Raw genomic sequence first — 19082 nt, forward strand, 5'->3', positions numbered from 1 at the left:
TTCTATGCTTCTTCGTGCTGGAGTGCGGTGTGCCACATCGTGGGGAAGTCGGGCAGGGTCTTTGCCGTCGTTGCGATGTTTTCCACCTGCACACCCGGGGTGGTCAGGCCGATGATGGCACCGGCGGTGGCCATGCGGTGGTCGTCGTAGGAGTGCCACGTGCCGCCGTGGAGGGGCTGTGGGTGGATACGGAGGCCGTCGCCAAGCTCTTCGCAAGCGCCGCCAAGCCTGTTGATTTCGGTGGTGAGCGCCGCCAGCCGGTCCGTTTCATGCCCGCGCAGGTGCGCGATGCCGGTCAGCTCCGATGGGGTCGCCGCCTGCGTGGCCAGCGCCGCGACGGTCGGGGTGAGCTCGCCGATGTCTCCCATGTCTAGTCTGATGCCTTGCAGGGCGCCCGGGGTCGGGCCCTGCACGCGCAGTGAGTTGCCGGAAAGTTCGACCTCGCAGCCCATTTGCGCCAGGATGTCGCGGATTACGTCGCCAGCCTGCGTCGTCTGCGTTGGCCAGTGCTCGATGCGCACCTCGCCGCCGGTGATGGCAGCGGCGGCCAAAAACGGCGTCGCGTTCGACAGGTCCGGCTCAATCTCCCAGCGCCGCCCGCGGATCTCCTGCGGGGCGACGTGCCAGGTCGCGTCCTCGCACTGCGTCTCGACGCCGGCTTCGCGCAGCATTGCCACCGTCATATCAATATGCGGCATGGACGGCAGCGAGTCGCCCGTGTGGGTGATGGTGACGCCTTGCTCGAAGCGCGCCGCGGCAAGCAGCAGTCCGGAGACGAACTGGGAAGACCCGGAGGCGTCAATGCTGACGTCCCCGCCTGCGACAGTGCCGGTGCCGTGGACAGTGAAGGGGAGGCGCTCCCCGTCGATATCGGCGCCGAGCTGGCGCAGCGCATCCAGGATGGTGCCCATCGGCCGGGTGCGAGCGTGCGGGTCGCCGTCGAAGCGGGTGGTGCCGTGCGCGAACGCTGCCACGGGTGGCACGAAGCGCATCACGGTGCCTGCCAGGCCGCAATCGATGTTGCCGCCGCGCAGCGGTGCTGGCTGGACGTGCACGGTGTCGCCGTCGTGGGTGAACTGCACGCCGAGGGCAGCCAGGGCTGCCTCCATGAGGTCGGTGTCGCGGGAGCGCAGCGCCCCGACCAGCGTCGACGGGCCAGAGGCTAGCGCCGCGAGAACATAGGCGCGGTTCGTCATCGATTTCGACCCCGGCAGCGCGAGTGTGGCGCGGACGGGGTCGGCAATGGAGGGGGCTGGCCACAAGTCAGTCATGTCGTACATCATAATGGAGGAATGTGTGGCCGTTTCGTTTTGTTTAGCACCGGCGAGCAACTCCTCGGATTCGTCGGCTCTCTCCCAGGCGTGCGCGAAGTTGTAGCGCCCGACGGCACGCCACCCGCCCGCTACAACGTCGCGCCGACGCACCAAGTACCCATCGTGCGCTTCCACGAACACGAGGCGCTCGTCCAAGCCGCGCGCTGGGGCCTTCTCCCGAGCTGGAAGCGCGACGACTCCGGCCCGCCACTGTTCAACGCGCGCGGGGAGACCGTCGCGGAGAAGCCGTCGTTCCGTAGCGCAATGCGCTCGCAGCGCGGCATCATGCTTCTCGACGGCTACTACGAATGGCACGAAAAACAGCCCTACTACGTCACCCCGGAGTCCGGGATGCTCGTCGCCGCCGCACTGTGGGACACCGGCGCTAACCGGCTTTCGACGACCATGGTCACCACCGACGCCGCCGAACGTATCGCGTGGTTACACCACCGGCTCCCGCTGTTCCTCTTGCCTGAGGAAATCGAGCAGTGGACACAAGGCACAGCAGAAGAGGCTCAAGAGCTCATCTCTCCCTCGCGCGCGGCACCGCAGCTGCAGTGGCATGCGGTTGGGCGCGAGGTGGGCAACGTCCGAAACGATTCGCCCGAGCTCATCCAACCGATCTAGGCGCCGATCGGCGCGAACTTCCCGGACGTCAGTTTCGCCAGGTCACCCGGGGCCAGTTGCACGGATAGCCCCCGCTGACCGGCGGAGACGGTGATGGCGTCGAGGGATTCGATGGTGGCGTCGAGAAGCACTGGGAGCCTCTTGAGCGTGCCCAGCGGCGAGATGCCACCCACGACATAGCCCGTGGCGTGCTCAGCCTGTGCGAGCTCCGCCATCGCAGCCTTCTTCCACCCCAGCGCCTTCGCTGCTGCCTTCAAACTCAGGTGCCCAGAGACCGGCACGCAGCACAGGGCGAGCTTTTTCGGGTCCTGCACATTCGACACCACCAGCGTCTTGAGCACCGTCGTAGGATCAAGTCCCAGCTCATGGGCCGAATGCTCACCGAAATTATCCTGGCTCGCGGCGTACTCCAACACCTTATGAGGAGTCTTCGCCACAACTTTCAAAGCACGAGTTCGTTGCATACAGACGATGCTACGTCGCACGCCCGGCTGGCTACAATGGCCCCTATGGCCGAAACAGACCTCAAAACACGCTTTACTGAGGAAGCGATGCCGCTGCTAGACCAGCTCTACGGCGGCGCGCTGCGGATGACCCGCAACCCCCAAGACGCCGAAGACCTCGTGCAAGAGACCTTCTTGAAGGCGTACAACGCATTCGACAGCTTCAAACCAGGCACCAACCTGAAGGCGTGGATGTACCGAATCATGACGAACACGTACATCAACTCCTACAGAAAGAAGAAGCGCCGACCACTGGAAACCTCGGCCGAGGACGTGACCGACCACCAGCTGTACACCACAAGCTCGCACGATTCGACCGGCCTCGAATCAGCGGAGGTTGAGGCGCTCAAGGCGATGCCGAACTCGCGGATCAGCGAAGCGCTCAACGCGCTGAATGAGGACTACCGCATGGTGGTCTACTACGCGGACGTCGAAGGCATGGCGTACAAGGAAATCGCCGAAGTGATGGACATTCCACTGGGGACCGTCATGAGCCGACTGCACCGTGGAAGAAAACAACTGCGCGAGATGTTGAAAGACGTGGCACATGAACAGGGCATCGGGCTCGACCATGCGGATATGGCGGAGTTGAAGCAGCAGAAGGTGGAGGAGAAGTAATGGCAACAGAACATAACCACGCAAGCGAAGCTGACTGCCGCGGCATGCACCAGCTGCTGTGCGAGCTGTTCCAGCCGGACACGCCACCCGAGCGCGTGGCCGCCATCCGAAAAGAATTGGCGAGCTGCCCTGACTGCCTCCGCCAGCTTGAATCGGAGGAAGCGATCCGTGGCCTTGTGCGCGACTGCTGCGGGCAGGCCCACGCGCCACGGGTATTGAGGGAGCGGATTATCACCTCAATTTCCTACACAGAGGTGCGTATTCAACGGCGTTAACTGCCGCGTGTTGGCGTTGTTTGCCGGGCCCGAACCAGTACAAGCATCATGCTGGTTCGGGCCTTTCATACTTTCGACCCAACCCAACGGGGGTAAAACACGGGGGTACCAACTGTTCAACGATCACGAAAAGGTCTGCCTAACGCATCCATAGGGCCTAAGTTTGACTACACCAGACCACGAAAGGTTTTTAGTATAAAAAGGTTGTGCATTAATAGTGTCGGTGACACGTGTCGAATGACACATGTCGTGCCTGGTAATCCCGATTTGTTAAGTATTCTCTTACCCACTGTTGCACTAGAGCGCATAATATACGGGTGGGTTGATTGTTGAACACCCATCGACAGGTGTCGGTGGGTTTGTTGAACATGTTGGGTTTGCTGCGATGGTTTCTGAGTGTTTTTTAAGCTATGTGTGCAGGTTGTAGGGCTAGATGTGTTGAACAATCCGGGTTTTGTAGGCGTGTTTTTGCCTGTTTGGTTGGGGCGTTGTGGGCGGATTGGCCATGTATAGTTCGGGTGCATAAACTTGGGGTCAGAACAACGAAGGGTTTCATGTTCCACCGGTTGGGTGGTGCGTGATGGAAGGTATAAGGATTGTGACAACGATGATGAACAGCATTGCGCGGAAGGTATGCGTAGCAGCGTGTGTGTTGGCCGTTGCGGCTAATGGTGCACAGGTTGCTCACGCGGAGATGGCTGTTGCTGACTCGTCGGTCACAGTGACCGCTGACGGGCCGGGTGCGGTCTTTCACAACTCGGTAACACAGCCGGGTCGTATTTCGACGTTGAAGTTTACGGATGCCCGCTCCATTGCTGGCAGCCAGGAGTCCTCACTGTATGTGGACCTGCGTGCCGATGGCGCATTAGTGGATTTAGAATCTGGCCTTAACGTGGATACGCACCGTGATGGTAACACCCAGGTGGTCATCTACCGCGGTGAAGACCAGGACGCTGGTGTGTCAGTGGAGCGTGAATACCGCTTTGATGGCAACCGCGTCGATGTCATTGTGCGGGTGACCAACAACAAGGATGCTTCAGCGTTTGTGCAGGCGGATCTGACGAACCAGATTAACTCCCAGGTCGGGCTTTCCGGCTCCTATGATGATGGGAAGTTTGTTGTTGCCCCGGCCCAGCTTGGCTATGAGACTGCGGTGTCGTTCGATAATGCAACCTCGTCTGGTGTAGCCGATGCGTTCCAGCGCACCACGGCTGCCGGTGAGGTTGGGTTTGTGGATCCGGCAGGGGCCAGCTTCCAGCGTGGGCGTTGGTTTGAGCGCATTGATGCTGGCGCTACGTTGACTGCTGCCATGCACATGGAGGTTGCAACCCAGGACAGTGCTGTTGATTCTGATGGTGATGGTCTGCCGGATGTCTGGGAGCGCGAAGGGGTGACCTTAAGTGACGGTACGGTCATGCCACTGAACGAGTGGGGTGCTGATCCTGAGCGACCGGATTTGTTCCTGCAGCTTAATTGGATGAACTCGCAGTGGCAGCAGGCTGGCTGCGACACACCTGGTGCGGATGCTGCCATGTGTGCGCAGATGTCGGTGGCAAGCTACCGCCCACACCGCGATATTTTGCAGCAGCTGGTGGATCGCTTCGACCAGTACGGGGTCAACCTGCACATTGATGCGGGTGATACGTACACCAACATTGTCAACTATCCGACGCGTCATGGTGGGCAGACTGAGCCGTATGCCCCGTACTACTTTGAGGGCACCATCCCGGGTATGAAGCTGGTCGAGAATATTGACACGATGCTGGGTGCTCGTGCGGCAGTCTTCCGCGTTGGTGTTATTGGTGATCAGATGCAGCGTGGCCACTGGGGTACCGGCTTGGCTTTGGTTGCGGATAACTCGTTTTATGTTGCCAAGCATGAACGCATGCGCAGCGATGATCAGCTGCGTAACACGATCATGCACGAGCTGGGGCATACGTTGGGGTTGAATCATAATGGTTCGATGAAGTTCGCCAACGAGGTCCCGCAGTCGGATTACCTGCCGAACTACTACTCGGTGATGAACTACCTCTACCAGTTCACCCACTTTAACTACTCGGATGAAGAATCCGTCTCTGGTGGGCCACTGCCGGAGGTGTGCAACCAGCCAGGCATGGACTGCTACAAAGGTGACTACCGTGTGCCAGCTGACTGGGACAACTTGATGATTAACACTGGCAAGATTGGTAAGGATTACAACTCCACGATCGGTGCTGACAAGGTCGCAGTTGATGCAAACGCACTTGCCGCGCAGCAAGAAGCGATGCAGGCTGCGGAAGAAGCCCAGGGCAGCGCGAAGGTTGCTGTTGTAGGTTCCCCTCAGCTTCGTCGTGGTGAGAATACGGTGAGTGTGAAGGTTCAAAATCCTGGGTTGGATGCAGCCCGGATGCGTGTTGAGGTTGTCTACCCGTCGGGGAAGGCCGAGCAGGTTGTTACGGTTGCAGGCCAAGGCGAGGTAACGGTTGCGCTGCCAATCAGTGTTGGTGTGGTTAAGACGTCGTCGTTGCCGTTGGATGTGCGTGTGGTCAATGAGGACGGCTCGCAGGCCTTTGCTGGCCGGTTTGATGTTGCCGCCGAGTTGGATGCGGATGTTGATGGTGATGCGATGGCTGGTGCGCCTCGTAAACCGCAGCAGAATACGCAGACTGCCCCGACGACGGCGAAGGCTGGTAAGCATGAGTCTTCGCAGCAGTTGACGACGGCGCAGCGTCCAGCGGCGAGTGTGCAGGATGATCGTCAGGATGCGGCAAGCAAGGATCGTATCCAGGCGGAGGGTGAGACGAATATCGCGGCGATTGTTGCTCCGATTGTGGTGCTGTTGCTGTTAATTGGTGGTGGTGTTGCTGCGGCGATGTCTGGTGGTCTGCACTTCTAGCCGGATGTGATGTGGGGCCTGTGGTGCCGGGAGTGCTCCTGGTGGCATGGGCCCCTTTTTTTCTTGTTGTGTGGGGTGGGGGATTTGTGCGGGGGTTCAGGAGAGTTCCCCGGCTCAAAAGGATCGCTGGAACGTTCTTTGTTGACTTGTGTTGCGGCCTGGGAAGACGTGAGCGTAGGTCGACGGGAATGGGCTTGAATCGCAAAGTAGTTCCCGGGGGGTGGGGAATGAACAATTTTTCGGTGGCGCGAGGGGTTGTGGGGTGGCGCACCGGAATCCGGGTTTTGCTTTAGGTGGCAATTGGTATCCCCTGGTCGTGCTTCCCCGCGATGAGAATGTGGTGCCCAGCCACCACACAAGCAACCAAAACAACCTGCAGCGCCAGCTCAGGGCACGAAAAACTCCCCACCGGCGTGGACTCAAGGTCCTTGTCAGTGGGGAGTATTCGCGTTCTTATGCGTTTGGACGCTTACCGCGGTTCGCGCTCTTCTTGCGACGGTCCTTACGCTTACGGCCACGCTTGCTCATGGTGCCTCCTTTAAAATGCGATGAATTAGGTGCAAACCTAGTTACAAAGTATTCAGTTTATCGTTGTTGTCGCAGTGTGGTGAAATCCCCCGAGGAAATTCTGCGAGAGGCACCGGCAAAGGCCTAAAAGCCTATGCCGACAGGCGTGCGCGGTTGCGTGTGCGGGCCTTGTTGCGGCGCTTCAGTGCGCGACGCTCTTCCTCGGAGAGGCCGCCCCAAACGCCGGCGTCCTGGCCGGTCTCCAGGGCCCACTTCATGCAGTGGGAGGTCACTGGGCAGCGGTTGCAAACAAGCTTCGCCTCGGCGATCTGTGCGAGTGCAGGTCCGGAGTTGCCGACGGGGAAGAAGAGTTCTGGGTCTTCGTCGCGGCAAACGGCTTCGTGGCGCCAATCCATAATAAGTACTCCTTCAAGTTCAGAATGTGTCGTGACTATGTATTTTTGCGCACCACATTTGTCGCCCTTGAGGGGCGTGTTGCAAACTAAGTTTGATTCCATTGCCTGGGCGAGCGCGCCGCGTTGTGCGGGACTCCACTTCCAGACCTGGCGTTAACCCTGTGGTGACTTGGGGTTAAGGGCTGTGAAACCAGCCCGTAATTTTTGCTACTCGAGAATGATGGCACGTATTTGAGCTTTCCGCTAGGGTTCTGGGCAAAAGTGTGATTGGAATCATATGGTTTGTATTCATTGTTGTCGCTCATATGTGGTGTGAGTTTCCTGTGATAGAGCGAGCTTAGAGCTCTGAGCTGCATGTATAAGAAAAGAATTAGCTGACATATGTGTTCGCTAAGGTCAAATCGTCAATTGCCCAAACCGCAACTGGTGTCGGAATCTGGCCCTGATCATTAGACTCCGTTGTGTGAACAGCAAAGAAAACTCATTGGACCACACTGGCGTTCCAGGCATGCTGCGATTTGGGGCGGTCGTCGTGTTGCTGCAGTGCTTGGCGATGCTCGGCTACATCATCATGCTGATCTACGCCCAAATTGAAGGCATTAGCGATAGCAGCATCGAATCAAGCGCGGAAGCAAGCCACTATGTGGCGTTGGGCACGGCGGTGTTCCTTGCCATCGTCTTCGGCTTCGTTGCGTTTGTGGCTATCTCGACGCTGCGGGGGCGGCCAAGGGGCTCGGGCGCGATCGTGCTCATTGAAGCGATCCTGCTCGGCGTGGCGTTTTATATGTTCCTCGGGGGCGCGCACTTGCTCAGTGCGGCGACGGCGCTTTCGGCGGTGGTTGTGCTGGTCTCTGTGTTCCATCCGTCGTCAGCGGCGTACCAAGAGGCGATGTATGAGTTGAAAAAGGCCCGCCGCTAACAGAGCTAACAGCTAACTAGCGACGGGCACGGGGTCGGGTGCGCGGTGTCAGGAGAGGTTCGTGTTGAGAACGACGATCTCCTCGCCGCGCTTTTCTACGATCGTGGTGCCGGCGGAGTCGATGTAAACGGGGCCGGTGTATCCGCCACGATCGACGGGGATGATCTTCTCCACCTTGTTGTCGTCCCAGTTGGCGACGGCGATGCCGGTGTCGGAGGCGTAGAGCAGGCGCTCGCCGACGGGGAAGCCGGTGCCAAGCGCGCCCTGGAACACGCCGGTAACGCTCAGGCGGGAGGGTTCCATGAGCAGCAGGGTGTCGCCTTCGTGGTACGTCATGTGGTGGGGCAGGTCGGCGACGGGGAGGACGTCGACAATTTGGTCGATCTTCTGCGGGCCGTCCAGTGGCGGGATTTCGGAGGCGGCAAGGTCGTTGCCGTCCTTGTCGTAGGTGCGGACTTTGTGGCTGTCCGGGTCGTAGATCGCGGCCGCGTCCTGGGACACCGCGACGAGGTAGGCGTTCTCGGAGATGTCGACGCTTTCGTACATCTCGGGCTCACGGGAGTCCTCGGGAGTGGTGTTCTGGAACTTGAGCTTGGGGCCGTCGTCGCAGTACTCCGTGGTCGCCATAATGTCGGTGCGGGTCAGCGCGGAGTTGATGGTGCAGGACTCGGGCTGCATGTCCGGCTCCTGCGGGGCCTCGTTGTAGCCGTACTCGACGGTCTTGACCATGTCGGAGCGCCACAGCTCGACGCGGTGGGAGCTGACGTAGCCGACGCGGTCGTTCGACTGCACTCGCGTAATTACCTCGGGTGCGATGGCGGAGCGTGTGCCCGCGTACTCGCCGGTGAGCGCGTTAATCGTGACGACGTCCCCACAGCCAGCATTGTCGCGGTATGCGGCGACGACCTTGTCCCACGCATGACCGAGCAGGCATAGATCGTTCGGGCGTGTGTAGGTCCAGGCGGTGTCGCCGGCCGGCGTGGTGGCGGTGATGGTGCCGTCGTTGTAGGTGATGATCATGCCTGCAGCGATCACGGGTTGGACGCCGGGGGAGGTGTCCGGAAGGCGGAAGGCTTCCTCGACCTTCGAGGGGACGACGGCGAGGCGTCCCGCGTTCTCATATTCCTCCGCCGCCGGTTCCAGGTGAGAGCTGCGGATCGGTGCGGTGAAAAACGCGATGGCAAGGAGGATGATTGCGATCGCGGTGATGACTGCGGTCGCGATCAAGTCGTTGCGGGTGCGACGTAGGGGCTGACTCAACGCCGTTTCCTTCCTGAGCGGTTCGTTCCACGTCTCGTGGAGGGTGTTCTCTCGCCCGAGCGTTGCGGGCGTGCTCCGAGCACTTTACGCGGTTTGCCCACCGTGGATAAAGCCGAGTCTGGAATGTCCAGGGCCTCGAAGAGCTCTTCGGAGGTGGAAAACCACGTTGGGGGCTGGGGCTTGTCGAGGGAAAGTTCCTCGTTGATTGCTTCCCATTTCGCTGTTTCGTCGAGGTCGGCCATGGTCACGGCGGTGCCGGAGTGGCCTGCGCGTCCGGTGCGGCCGATGCGGTGGACGTAGGTCATCGGGTCGTCGGGGACTTGGTAGTTGATGACGTGGGTGACGTCGTCGACGTCGATGCCGCGTGCTGCCACGTCGGTGGCGACGAGGATTTCGACGTCCCCTTCGCGGAAGGCGTTCAGGGATGCCTCACGCGCACCCTGCCCAAGGTCGCCGTGGACGGCACCGACGGAGAAGCCACGCTGGCCGAGGTCGTCTGCGACGCGCGCGGCGGAGCGCTTCGTGCGGGTGAAGATGATGGTTTTGCCGCGGCCGTTGGCCTGCAGGACGCGCGCGAGCACCTCGGGTTTGTCCATGTGGTGGGCGTAGAACACGACCTGTTTGGTGCTTTCGTGGGTGGAGGCGGCTTCCTCGCCTTGCTCGGCGCGGATGTGGATCGGCGTGTTCATCTTGGAGCGCGCCAGCTGCAGGATCTGGCCGGGCATGGTCGCGGAGAACAACATCGTTTGCAGCTGGTCAGGTAGAGCGGACCACAGCGTTTCGATGTCGGGCAAAAAGCCCATGTCGAGCATCTCGTCGGCTTCGTCGAGGACGAGGATCGCCACGTGGCCGAGCTGCAGCTCGCCCTGGTGGTAGAGGTCGATGAGGCGGCCGGGCGTACCCACGACGACGTCGACGCCCTTGTGCAGCGCGTCGATCTGCTCCTGGTAGGGCCGCCCGCCGTAGATGGTGGCGACGCGCACCGGGGTGTACTTCGCTGCCCGCTCCAGGTCGTCGCCGACCTGCACGGCGAGCTCGCGGGTGGGGACGACCACGAGGGCGCGGGGTGTGCCGTCGAGTTCGGCGATGGTGGCGTCGTCAAATACTCGGTCGAGCAACGGGATGCCGAAGCCGTAGGTTTTGCCCATTCCCGTGCGGGCTTGGCCGATGATGTCGCGGCCGTCGAGCGCGAGGGGGATCGCAAGTTCCTGGATGGAAAATGTGCGATGGATATCGAGCTCCTCGAGGGCATCGATGAGTTCGGCGGCGACCCCTAGCTCATGAAAATCGGGTGACTGTTCTCTAGCAGCTGATTTGGACACGCCCTCATCTTAGCTGTAGGCCGTTACAATGGATTGACATCCGTGAAGATGAACAACGATAAGGACGGAAACGAACATATGGATATCAAGATCGGTCTTGCAGACACCGCACGTGAGCTCTCCATCGCGATTGCTGAGGGGCATGAGAATGTGCTCAATACGGTGAAGCAGGCGATTGAGGACCAAACTCCGACGGTGACGCTGGAGGATGACAAGGGAAAGAAGTACTTGGTGCGCACCGAGAAGATTGCGTACGTTGAGCTTGGCTCTGCGCAGGCTCGTTCCGTTGGGTTCATGCGTTAAAACCCGCTACATTTACGACCATGAAGAACAATCACGACACCGACGTTTTCGAGGATTGGGACTTTGAGGACGACGGTGAGTTCACCGCGGTAGACCCGGAAGCGGAGGGTCGGCTTGTGCGCTTCGCCCGCGAGTACGGGTGGCGCGCCTACGCGATTCCGGTGTTGGCTGTGCTGACGGTGTTCGTGATTGTGAACATGCTGCAAAACCCCGACGGGGAGGTGTTTGCGGGAAGCGCTGGTGACAGCGCGGTCGAGCAGCCTGACGGTGACGAAGCCTCGCGCACGGTGAGTGTGCTGCCGGAAGGCCAGCAGGACGTGCTGCAGTTGCCGCCGGGTGGCCCGTTTACGGAGACTGGGGAGGGCACCTTTTACGAGGTTGGTCACCCTGGGATGCAGGCTGGCAAGGGGGATGAGCTCACGGTTCGCTTCGTTGTTGAGGTGGAGCATGGGCTCGACACAGCACTGTACGGGGGCAATGAGGCTGTCGCCGCGCTTGTCGACGCCACCTTGAGCGACCCCCGCGGCTGGACCAACGACCCGCGCTTCCGGTTTGAACACGTCACGGCGGCCGATGAGCCATCGCTGAAGATTCGGCTCGCGTCCGCGGCGACAACACGAGAGCTGTGCGGCGTGCACCTTGAAATGGAGACCAGCTGCCGCACCCGCGTGACTGGCGAGGACACGGTCATTTTGAACGAGGCCCGCTGGGTCCGGGGCGCTGCGCCGTATGAGGGGGATCTGGGTCGCTACCGCCAGTACCTGATCAATCACGAGGTTGGCCATGCGCTCGGCTTCGCGCACCACGAGCCGTGCCCGGAAAATGGCGTGCTGGCGCCGGTGATGATGCAGCAGACGCTGAGCTTGAACAACGCGCAGCTGTACTCCTTTGATAAGGAAGAGGTGTACCCGGATAACCAGGACACCTGCAGGTCGAACCCGTGGCCGTACCCGCGCCCGGCAGTGTTGTAAGTGCTGTAGTTGTTGTAGTTATAAACAGGCGACGAGAGGAAGGCGAGCTGCGCTGTGACTATTCCCGAGCATGTGTTGTCGGCGTTTCAGGTTGATGGGGAGGTGGCGTCGACACCTGATGCTGCCTGGGGTGAGGCGAAGAAATTTGGGCGCATTGTGATTTCGCAGGCTGCGCCGACGGCGGCGTGGTCGGGCAAGGTGCGTGAGCGCATCGCTGACCACCTTGAGGGGGTGCACGTTGCGCGTCCGGTGCGTGCGACGGACGGGCGCTTCGTGGTGGCTGGCTTCGTGGCCAACGAGTTCTCGCCGGGTGCGCCGGCGGCCCGCGTGGATGAGGCCGTGGCGGCGGCGCTTGCGCTGGAGCGCGCGCTGCAGCAGGCCGAGGTGGCGCAGGAGCTGCCCGAACGCGATAGCTCTGACGTGATCGCAGAGGCGGATCGCGGCGCGTGGAAGGGGCACGAGGATGCCAGTGCTGAGGGGCTGTGTGTGGCGCACGTGGATGTGCTCTCCCACACGCTGTTTTCGGGCTACGCCGCGCCCGTGTTGACGGATCTTGTACCTTCGGCGCGGCTTCGCCCGAGGGGGTACTCGGCTGCCGTCGTAATTGTCGACGCCTTGCTCGCCGGGGCTGTCGATCCGCGAATCGTGGAGCGCTGGTCCCACATTCCGGACCTTGTGTTCCTGGCAGGGCGTGCGTTGGATTTCCGAATGCGGATGGCGCAGCACGACGGAACGTTCCAGAATGGGAACGCGCGTTCGAAATTTTCGGAGGTTTCCGAGCTCCTTATGTCCCGCTAACATGCCACAATGGTGGGCATGAATGACCAGCAGTCCACCACACCCCGCGCGTTTTTAGTCCCGCGCGAACACCAAGCGCACGATAGAACGTGGTCGCAGCCACTTCCCACCGAGGGGTTATGGAAGGTAACCGGCCAGGCGGGTTCGGGGGTGACCAGCTTTCTCATCGATACGTTTGTGGCGTCGGCGAAGCGGCAGTCGGACGCGGAGGGCGTCTTGTTCTTGACGGATTCGAAGGAGTCCGCCGCGCGGATCAGGGCGGAGATTTCGGAGCGGCTCGCTGATACTGACTTTGTTGCCGACGGCCCGATGGTTCGCTCCGTGCACTCCCTGGCGTTTGCCGTGCTGCGGGAGCAGCAGGAACAGCTGCGCCTGATTTCTGGCGCGGAGCAGGATGCGGTCATCCGCCAATTGCTGCAGGGGCACGCCGAGGATGGCCAGGGGAGCTGGCCTGCGGAGCTGCGCCCGGCATTGCCGATGGTGGGCTTTGCTCGCCAGCTGCGTGACTTTTTGCTGCGCGCGATCGAACGCGGGCTGGACGCAGAGCAGCTCAAGGTGCTCGGAGCCCGCTACGGGCAGGGGATTTGGGGCGCGGCCGGCGACTTTTTGGAGGAATACCAGCAGGTCATGGCGCTGACCGGGACGGTGCGTTACTCGGCATCCGAGCTGATTGCCAGGGCGCTCGATGTGCCGCTGGGCCGGACGTGGCACACCGTGATTGTGGACGACGCCCAGCATCTCTCGCCCGCGGCGGCAAAGTTCGTGCAGCGCCTGCTGCAGGGGGCCACACTCGGGGTTGTGGGTGGTGACTTGGAGCAGTCCGTCTACCAGTTCCGCGGGGCAAGCCCGGAGTTCTTTGCCACGCTGGGGGGGCTTGAGCACACGGTGATTGACTTGGGGCAGACCAGGCGCGAGCCGGAGGTCTCGGTGGCGCTAGCGCAGACGCCGACGGCGCAGCTCGCGGCGGTGGCGGACGCACTTCGTCGCGCGCACCTCGAGGAGGAGGTCGCGTTTCGGGATATGGCGGTCATTGTGCGTTCGTCAGGGATGATTGAGCCCTTCCGCCGTGCGCTGTTGCACGCGGGCGTGCCGGTCGCCCTGAATCCGACGGACGTGGTGCTCAGCGAGCAACGCATTGTTGCCTCGCTGCTGCTTGGGTTGCAGTCGCTGTACACACCGCTGACGGTTGAGCAGTGGCGCGACCTGCTGCTTGGGCCCATTGGTGGTACGGACCCGGTGACGCTGCGCCGCCTGTTGCGCGGCCTGCGGCGCTGGAAGCCGGACTCACGCGCGGAAGAAACGCTGCGTGACCTTGTTGTTTCCAAGGCAGAGCTGCCGGATTTCGGCGAGGTACTCACTGACCGCGAGCTGCAGATGCTGCACCGCATCCGCCAGGTGTTGGATGCCGCCAGGGAGGTCTACGACGCTGACGGCAGCGTCGAGGAGGTGTTGTGGGCGCTGTGGAACGCCACGGGTTTGGCAGATCACCTCACTGCGGTTGCGCTTCGGGGCGGCACGACGGGCTCGCAGGCTGACCGGGATCTGGATGCGGTCATGGCGTTATTCGACGCCGCCGGTGACTTCACCGAGCGTAAAACCCAGGGTGGGCTCGAGCTGTTCGTGAACAGCATGTTGGAGCAGGAACTGCCCACCGGTGTGCGCGATCGCCGAGCGGCCACGCCGGACGCAGTGGCGCTGTTGACTGCGCATGGTGCGGTGGGCAGGCAGTTTAGCCGTGTTGTCGTTGCCGGTGTGCAGGATCTCGAGTGGCCGAGCCTGGGCGAGACCGGCTCGATTTTCGGCCAGCAGGATCTGGTGGACCTGGTTGACCACGACGTGGATCCCGCCACCCCGGTGTCGCACTTGCGCGAGCGCCTCGAGGAGGAGCGTCGCCTGTTCCACGTGGCGTTGACCCGCGCGACGGAGCGCGTCCTGGTCACGGCCGTCGACCAGACTGACGGCGAGGAGGTCATCGAGCCGTCCCGGTTCATTGAGGAGCTCTGCGAGGAAACCGGCATTTCCCCGCAGCTGGTGACGCTGTCCGCGGAGGACGCCGCGGCTGGGGATGACGGTGCGGAGGCCACGGTTGTGCGCGTACTATCCCGCGATGATTTCCTGGGGGAGCTACGCCGCACACTCGCGGACGAGGAACACAGTACGGAGGCAGACCGGCGCCAGGCCGCGCGCCAGATTGCGCGGCTGGTGGAGGCCGGGGTGCCGCTCGCGGACCCGGAGCAGTGGTGGACCACCACGGAGCCTTCGACGGATGAGCCCGTTGAAGGGCAACGTTCACTGTCGCCGTCGAGGATTGAGGCGCTGTTGAAGTGCCCGATGAGCTCGGTGCTCGAGCGCACTCTCGGTTTTGATAGCTCGATGCCGATGGTGATCGGATCGATCGTGCACGCCTACTTCGAGGCGCTCGGCCGAGGCGTGCCGGAAGAGCAGGCGCGGATGCACACGCTGGCCACGTACCGCGCGATTGTTGACGCCCCCGCGTGGCAGGCCGAGGCCCAAGTCCGCGACTTCGAGGCGATGCTGGAGCGAACCAACAAGTGGTGGGAAAATCGCGCGAAGAAGTTCGAGGTTGTGGGCATGGAGGTGCCGATCTCCGTCCAGGTCGCAGAAGACGTCCATATCCGCGGGCGAGCCGACCGGCTGGATAAGGAAGAAAGCGGCAGCGTGCACATCGTTGACCTGAAGACTGGCTCGACGATGCTCTCCGTAGATAGCGCGAAGGAGTGCGAGCAGCTTATGGCGTACCAGCTTGCGCTGAGCCACGGGCAACTCATCGGTGAGGGCGACGATCTTCGCGTTGTGACGTCCACCGATGGGCAAGAGGGCCTGGACGTTGGTGGGGCGGCGCTCGTGTACTCGAAGCACGGAACGAACGCCGCAACCACGCGCGAGCAACCGCGCAAAGAAGAGGAAGAACTCGAGTACTTCACCGAACTCATTGCACCGCTGCCCGGCAAGACAACAGGGCCGCAACTCGAAGCGCAGGCGGGCAAGCACTGCGATTACTGCGCTGTGCGCGCGCTGTGCCCGGTCCAGATCGAAGGGACGATGATTTACAATGGCTGATTTCACACCCCAGGAACTCTTCCAGGCGCTCGGGGACGCATTTCCCCCTAGTAGCCAGCAGGCCGACGTGATTGGTGCCGAGCCGGGGCCGATGCTGGTCGTGGCCGGTGCTGGCGCGGGCAAGACGAAGACGATGGCGGACCGCGTGGTGTGGCTCGTCGCCAACGGGTATGTGCGGCCGGAGGAAGTCCTCGGCTTGACGTTTACCCGCAAGGCGGCCCGCGAGCTGGGGCAGCGGATCCGGAACCGGCTGCAGGCGTTGGCTCGTCGCCGGGAGCTCGTACGGGAGCTTGATCCTTCGGGTGCGCTGGCGGAAAGCCTGGAGGTTATCGCGCCGACTGTTGCTACGTACGACTCGTACGCGGGCGAGCTCGTTCGCGACTACGGACTGCTCGTCCCGGTGGAGCCGGACGCGCGCCTGATCACGCAGGCTGAGCTGCACGCGATCGCCGTCGAAGTCGTGAGCAATTACAGCAAGCCACTCATCGCGGAAGGTGCCCCTGCCCCCGCGATGAGCACAGTGGTGGAGGACCTACTGAAGCTCTCCACGGCGATGGGCAACGCACTGGCAGACCCAAACGATATTTACGAGGCCGCGGAGATCTTCCTGAAAGAGACGGAATCGCTGCCGAAGTCGCCGCGGAGTAAAACCGAGTTCTGCAAGACCATGACGGGGTGGCGCAACAAGCAGCGCCAGCGCCAGTTGATGTTGCCGCTGGTTGAGGAGCTTAACGCGGCGCTGCGTGAGCGTGGTGTGGTCACGTTCAACGAGCAAATGAACATTGCGGCCACGCTCGCGGAGCAGCACGCGTCCGTCGGTGCTGCGCAGCGGCAGAGGTACCGCGTAGTCATGCTCGACGAGTACCAGGACACCTCGCATTCGCAACGAGTGTTGCTGCGCAGCCTGTTCGGCGAGGGGCAGGACCCCACGTTGACGGTGACTGCGGTGGGCGACCCGATGCAGGCAATCTACGGCTGGCGCGGGGCGACGTCGGAAAACCTCGCGGCATTCGTGGAAGATTTCCCTGCCGCGGGCGGTGTGCCGGCGCAGAAGAAACAGCTGACCATCTCTTGGCGTAACCCGAGCAAGGTGCTTGAGATGGCGAATCAGGTCTCCACCGCGATCCTTGGCAGCGGGGAAGATCGAGCCGTCGCGCCTCTGGAGCCACGCAAGGACGCTGCGGCAGGCGACGTGGAGATGCAGTTCTTCCAGCGGGAGGAGGAAGAAATTGAGTTCGTTGCCGACGCGCTGCAGCAGCAGTTTGAGCAAGGCGGTAAGCTCTCGGCCGCGGTGCTGACCAGGAAGAACAGGCATGCGCAGCCGATCGCCCAGGCGCTTGAGGCCCGCGGCGTGCCGTATGAGATCGTGGGGCTCGGCGGCCTGCTGGATACCCCGGAGGTACAGGACACGTTGGCTGTGGCCACGATGTTGGTCCGCCCCGAGGATTCTGAGGCGGCACTGCGCGTGCTGGGTGGGCCGTCGGTCGGGCTCGGGCTAGCGGATATGGAGGCGCTCGCCGCACGTGCCAAGAACCTGCAAGCCCGCGCGGACGGCCCGGTCGCGGAGGAGGAAGCAGCCAGGCCAGTGCCCGCGGACCCGGAGGAGCGCCTCATCGAGGAGCTGACGCAGCTTGCACTCGAGGCGGAGGCGCTGAAGATGCAGTCGGCGAAGCCCGCGGGCCTGGCGGACGCGGTGGCGGACCTGGGCGAGCCAGAGCGCTACAGCGAGGAAGGCTACAAGCGCCTGCAGCTGCTGGCGTCGCGGCTGCGACAGCTGCGGCGCAATTCGCTGGGCAAGCGGCTCAGTGACTTGTTCGCGGACATCATCGAGGTCTTCGGTATTCGCGTTGAGGTGCTGGCGCGGCGCTCGTCGGCAGGCACGGTGCACTTGGACCAGCTGCTGCACTACGTCGAGGAGTACCCGGGCACGAGCGTGGAAGCGCTGCTGGACTACTTCGAGTTGGCGAAGCAGCAGGAGGACGGGCTTGCGCCGGGTAACGTCACCGTGCGCGGGGACCGCGTGCAGATCCTGACGGTGCACAAGGCGAAGGGCCTGGAGTGGGATACCGTCGCTGTGTTGCACGCGGATAAGGACACCTACAGCTCAAAGATTGAGACCTTCCTTGCCCAGATCCCGTTCCTGCAGCCTGAGACGTTCGGTGACCCGGACATCTACGAGGAGTTCGCAGAGGTAGAGCACCGCACGCAGTTTAAGAACGCTGCCAATGCGTGGCGCAAGCACATCGGCGAGGATCTCGCTGAGGAGCAGGCGCGCCTGTTCTACGTGGCTATCACACGTACGGAAAACAGGCTGTTGCTTACCGGGTCGAACATCTCTCTGGGCGGCAAAAAGAATACGAACGGGCCGTACGAGCACTTCGCGGCGTTCGAGGGCCTCGAGCTGCCGGAGCAGGTCGAGGACGAGGATGCGGAGAAAACGGTACAGCAGCCGGAGATGGCCGTCGGCACGTGGCCTGTGCAGTCCTACGAAGCCGCGCACGCCGCCAGTAGTCAGGCCACTCACCCGAGTGAGCTGGTCAGGGACGCGCTCGAGACCGAAATCGCGCCCGCGGCCGGCGAGCTCTACGAGCTGTGGGAGCGCGACGCCACCGCGCTCATCGAGGAACACAAGGCGGCGCAGTCGCCGGACGTGCCCGTCATGCTGCCTGGTGAGCTGACCGCCTCGGATGTGGTGGCCATGCAGGCGGACGTGGAACAGTTCGCGCGCCGGGCACGTCGCCCGGTGCCGTTCAAGCCGAACCAGTACGCGAAGCGCGGCACCGCATTCCACGAGTGGATCGAGGATTTCTACGGTGCGCACCCGCTGCTCACTGAGGACGAGCTGCCGGGCATGGGCGAGTTTGAGGTGGATCCGTCGATGCTGCAGAAGCTGAAAGCCAACTTCGAGAACAGCCACTGGGCGTCAAAGACGCCGACGCACGTGGAGTGCCCGTTTGAACTGGCGCTCGGCAAGGCGGTGGTGCGTGGCCGCATGGACGCGGTCTTTGCGGACGGCGACGGCTGGGTCGTGGTGGACTGGAAGACCGGCAACCGCCCGGTGGGTGCGGCGATGGAGGCAGCGAAGCTGCAGCTTGCCGTGTACACGGAGGCGTGGAAGCGAATCGCCAACGACGGCCGCCCAGTGAAGGCCGTGTTCTTCTACGTCCGCGATGGAAAGGACTTCACCGCGACGGAGCTTCCGGATGCGCAGCAGCTGACGAAGTTGTTGGAAGATACAGCAAACGGCGCAACTTCCGGTACAGTTTCACGCCGTAGTAGCGAGGAAGGATAGCG

At 62.3% G+C, this 19082-nt stretch carries 16 protein-coding genes; 10 read left to right on the forward strand and 6 right to left on the reverse strand.

Translation table 11 applies throughout. From position 1 onward, the window contains the following. Positions 1-2: 2 nt before the first annotated feature. A complete protein-coding gene (gene aroA / locus ACXIUA_RS02980; RefSeq protein ID WP_256000592.1) occupies positions 3-1271 on the reverse strand; it encodes a 3-phosphoshikimate 1-carboxyvinyltransferase in 1269 nt (422 codons plus the stop codon). 21 nt (positions 1272-1292) lie between these two features. Here aroA and ACXIUA_RS02985 point away from each other — a divergent pair, with 21 nt between their 5' ends. Next, entirely contained in the window at positions 1293-1940 is a 648-nt protein-coding gene (locus ACXIUA_RS02985) for an SOS response-associated peptidase (protein ID WP_070477727.1), read from the forward strand. On the opposite strand, the gene ybaK is transcribed toward ACXIUA_RS02985, so the two are convergent. After that, on the reverse strand, positions 1937-2404 hold the full coding sequence (gene ybaK, locus ACXIUA_RS02990) for a Cys-tRNA(Pro) deacylase (protein ID WP_070477729.1): 468 nt from the start codon (positions 2402-2404) through the stop codon (positions 1937-1939). The genes ACXIUA_RS02985 and ybaK overlap by 4 nt on opposite strands. A 45-nt stretch (positions 2405-2449) precedes the next feature. Between ybaK and ACXIUA_RS02995 the strand changes: the two genes are divergently transcribed. The 3 genes from ACXIUA_RS02995 (at position 2450) to ACXIUA_RS03005 (ending at position 6211) form a co-directional block, all read left to right on the forward strand. After that, on the forward strand, positions 2450-3061 hold the full coding sequence (locus tag ACXIUA_RS02995) for a sigma-70 family RNA polymerase sigma factor (protein ID WP_176754820.1): 612 nt from the start codon (positions 2450-2452) through the stop codon (positions 3059-3061). Next, on the forward strand, positions 3061-3336 hold the full coding sequence (locus tag ACXIUA_RS03000; RefSeq protein WP_070362937.1) for a hypothetical protein: 276 nt from the start codon (positions 3061-3063) through the stop codon (positions 3334-3336). Before ACXIUA_RS02995 ends, ACXIUA_RS03000 begins: the two co-directional genes overlap by 1 nt. Before the next feature lie 607 nt (positions 3337-3943). After that, positions 3944-6211, forward strand: coding sequence for a hypothetical protein (locus ACXIUA_RS03005; protein WP_457976087.1), 2268 nt, complete (start codon positions 3944-3946; stop codon positions 6209-6211). Positions 6212-6664: 453 nt separating this feature from the next. Here ACXIUA_RS03005 and ACXIUA_RS03010 read toward each other — a convergent pair whose 3' ends face one another. Both ACXIUA_RS03010 and ACXIUA_RS03015 read right to left on the reverse strand, forming a co-directional pair. Beyond that, positions 6665-6739, reverse strand: coding sequence for a 50S ribosomal protein bL37 (locus ACXIUA_RS03010; RefSeq protein WP_100227335.1), 75 nt, complete (start codon positions 6737-6739; stop codon positions 6665-6667). 131 nt (positions 6740-6870) lie between these two features. Continuing rightward, positions 6871-7134 (reverse strand): WhiB family transcriptional regulator, encoded by a 264-nt coding sequence (locus ACXIUA_RS03015; protein ID WP_457976088.1) that lies wholly within the window; start codon positions 7132-7134, stop codon positions 6871-6873. A 463-nt stretch (positions 7135-7597) separates the two neighbouring features. Between ACXIUA_RS03015 and ACXIUA_RS03020 the strand changes: the two genes are divergently transcribed. Further along, a complete protein-coding gene (locus tag ACXIUA_RS03020; protein ID WP_457976089.1) occupies positions 7598-8053 on the forward strand; it encodes a hypothetical protein in 456 nt (151 codons plus the stop codon). 48 nt (positions 8054-8101) lie between these two features. Here ACXIUA_RS03020 and ACXIUA_RS03025 read toward each other — a convergent pair whose 3' ends face one another. Beyond that, positions 8102-9313, reverse strand: coding sequence for an Rv3212 family protein (locus ACXIUA_RS03025; protein WP_457976091.1), 1212 nt, complete (start codon positions 9311-9313; stop codon positions 8102-8104). Beyond that, complete coding sequence (locus ACXIUA_RS03030; protein WP_070362934.1) at positions 9310-10635, reverse strand: DEAD/DEAH box helicase; 1326 nt, start codon at positions 10633-10635, stop codon at positions 9310-9312. Before ACXIUA_RS03030 ends, ACXIUA_RS03025 begins: the two co-directional genes overlap by 4 nt. A gap of 48 nt (positions 10636-10683) precedes the next feature. Between ACXIUA_RS03030 and ACXIUA_RS03035 the strand changes: the two genes are divergently transcribed. Genes ACXIUA_RS03035 through ACXIUA_RS03055 form a run of 5 tightly spaced genes read left to right on the forward strand, consistent with a single transcriptional unit; the run spans position 10684 to position 19080 of the window. Beyond that, a complete protein-coding gene (locus ACXIUA_RS03035) occupies positions 10684-10938 on the forward strand; it encodes a DUF3107 domain-containing protein (RefSeq protein WP_240492734.1) in 255 nt (84 codons plus the stop codon). 20 nt (positions 10939-10958) lie between these two features. Further along, positions 10959-11909: a DUF3152 domain-containing protein gene (locus ACXIUA_RS03040; protein ID WP_083329465.1), complete on the forward strand. Its 951-nt coding sequence runs from the start codon at positions 10959-10961 to the stop codon at positions 11907-11909. Between the two features lie 54 nt (positions 11910-11963). Then, complete coding sequence (locus tag ACXIUA_RS03045) at positions 11964-12707, forward strand: hypothetical protein (RefSeq protein ID WP_284818660.1); 744 nt, start codon at positions 11964-11966, stop codon at positions 12705-12707. An 18-nt stretch (positions 12708-12725) separates the two neighbouring features. Then, entirely contained in the window at positions 12726-15788 is a 3063-nt protein-coding gene (locus tag ACXIUA_RS03050; RefSeq protein ID WP_256001012.1) for an ATP-dependent DNA helicase, read from the forward strand. Continuing rightward, the gene (locus tag ACXIUA_RS03055; RefSeq protein WP_284818664.1) at positions 15781-19080 is read left to right on the forward strand and encodes an ATP-dependent helicase; all 3300 of its coding nucleotides are present in this window, start codon (positions 15781-15783) and stop codon (positions 19078-19080) included. Before ACXIUA_RS03050 ends, ACXIUA_RS03055 begins: the two co-directional genes overlap by 8 nt. Positions 19081-19082: the final 2 nt, after the last annotated feature.

The sequence above is a fragment of the Corynebacterium sp. UMB8791 genome (assembly GCF_054166365.1).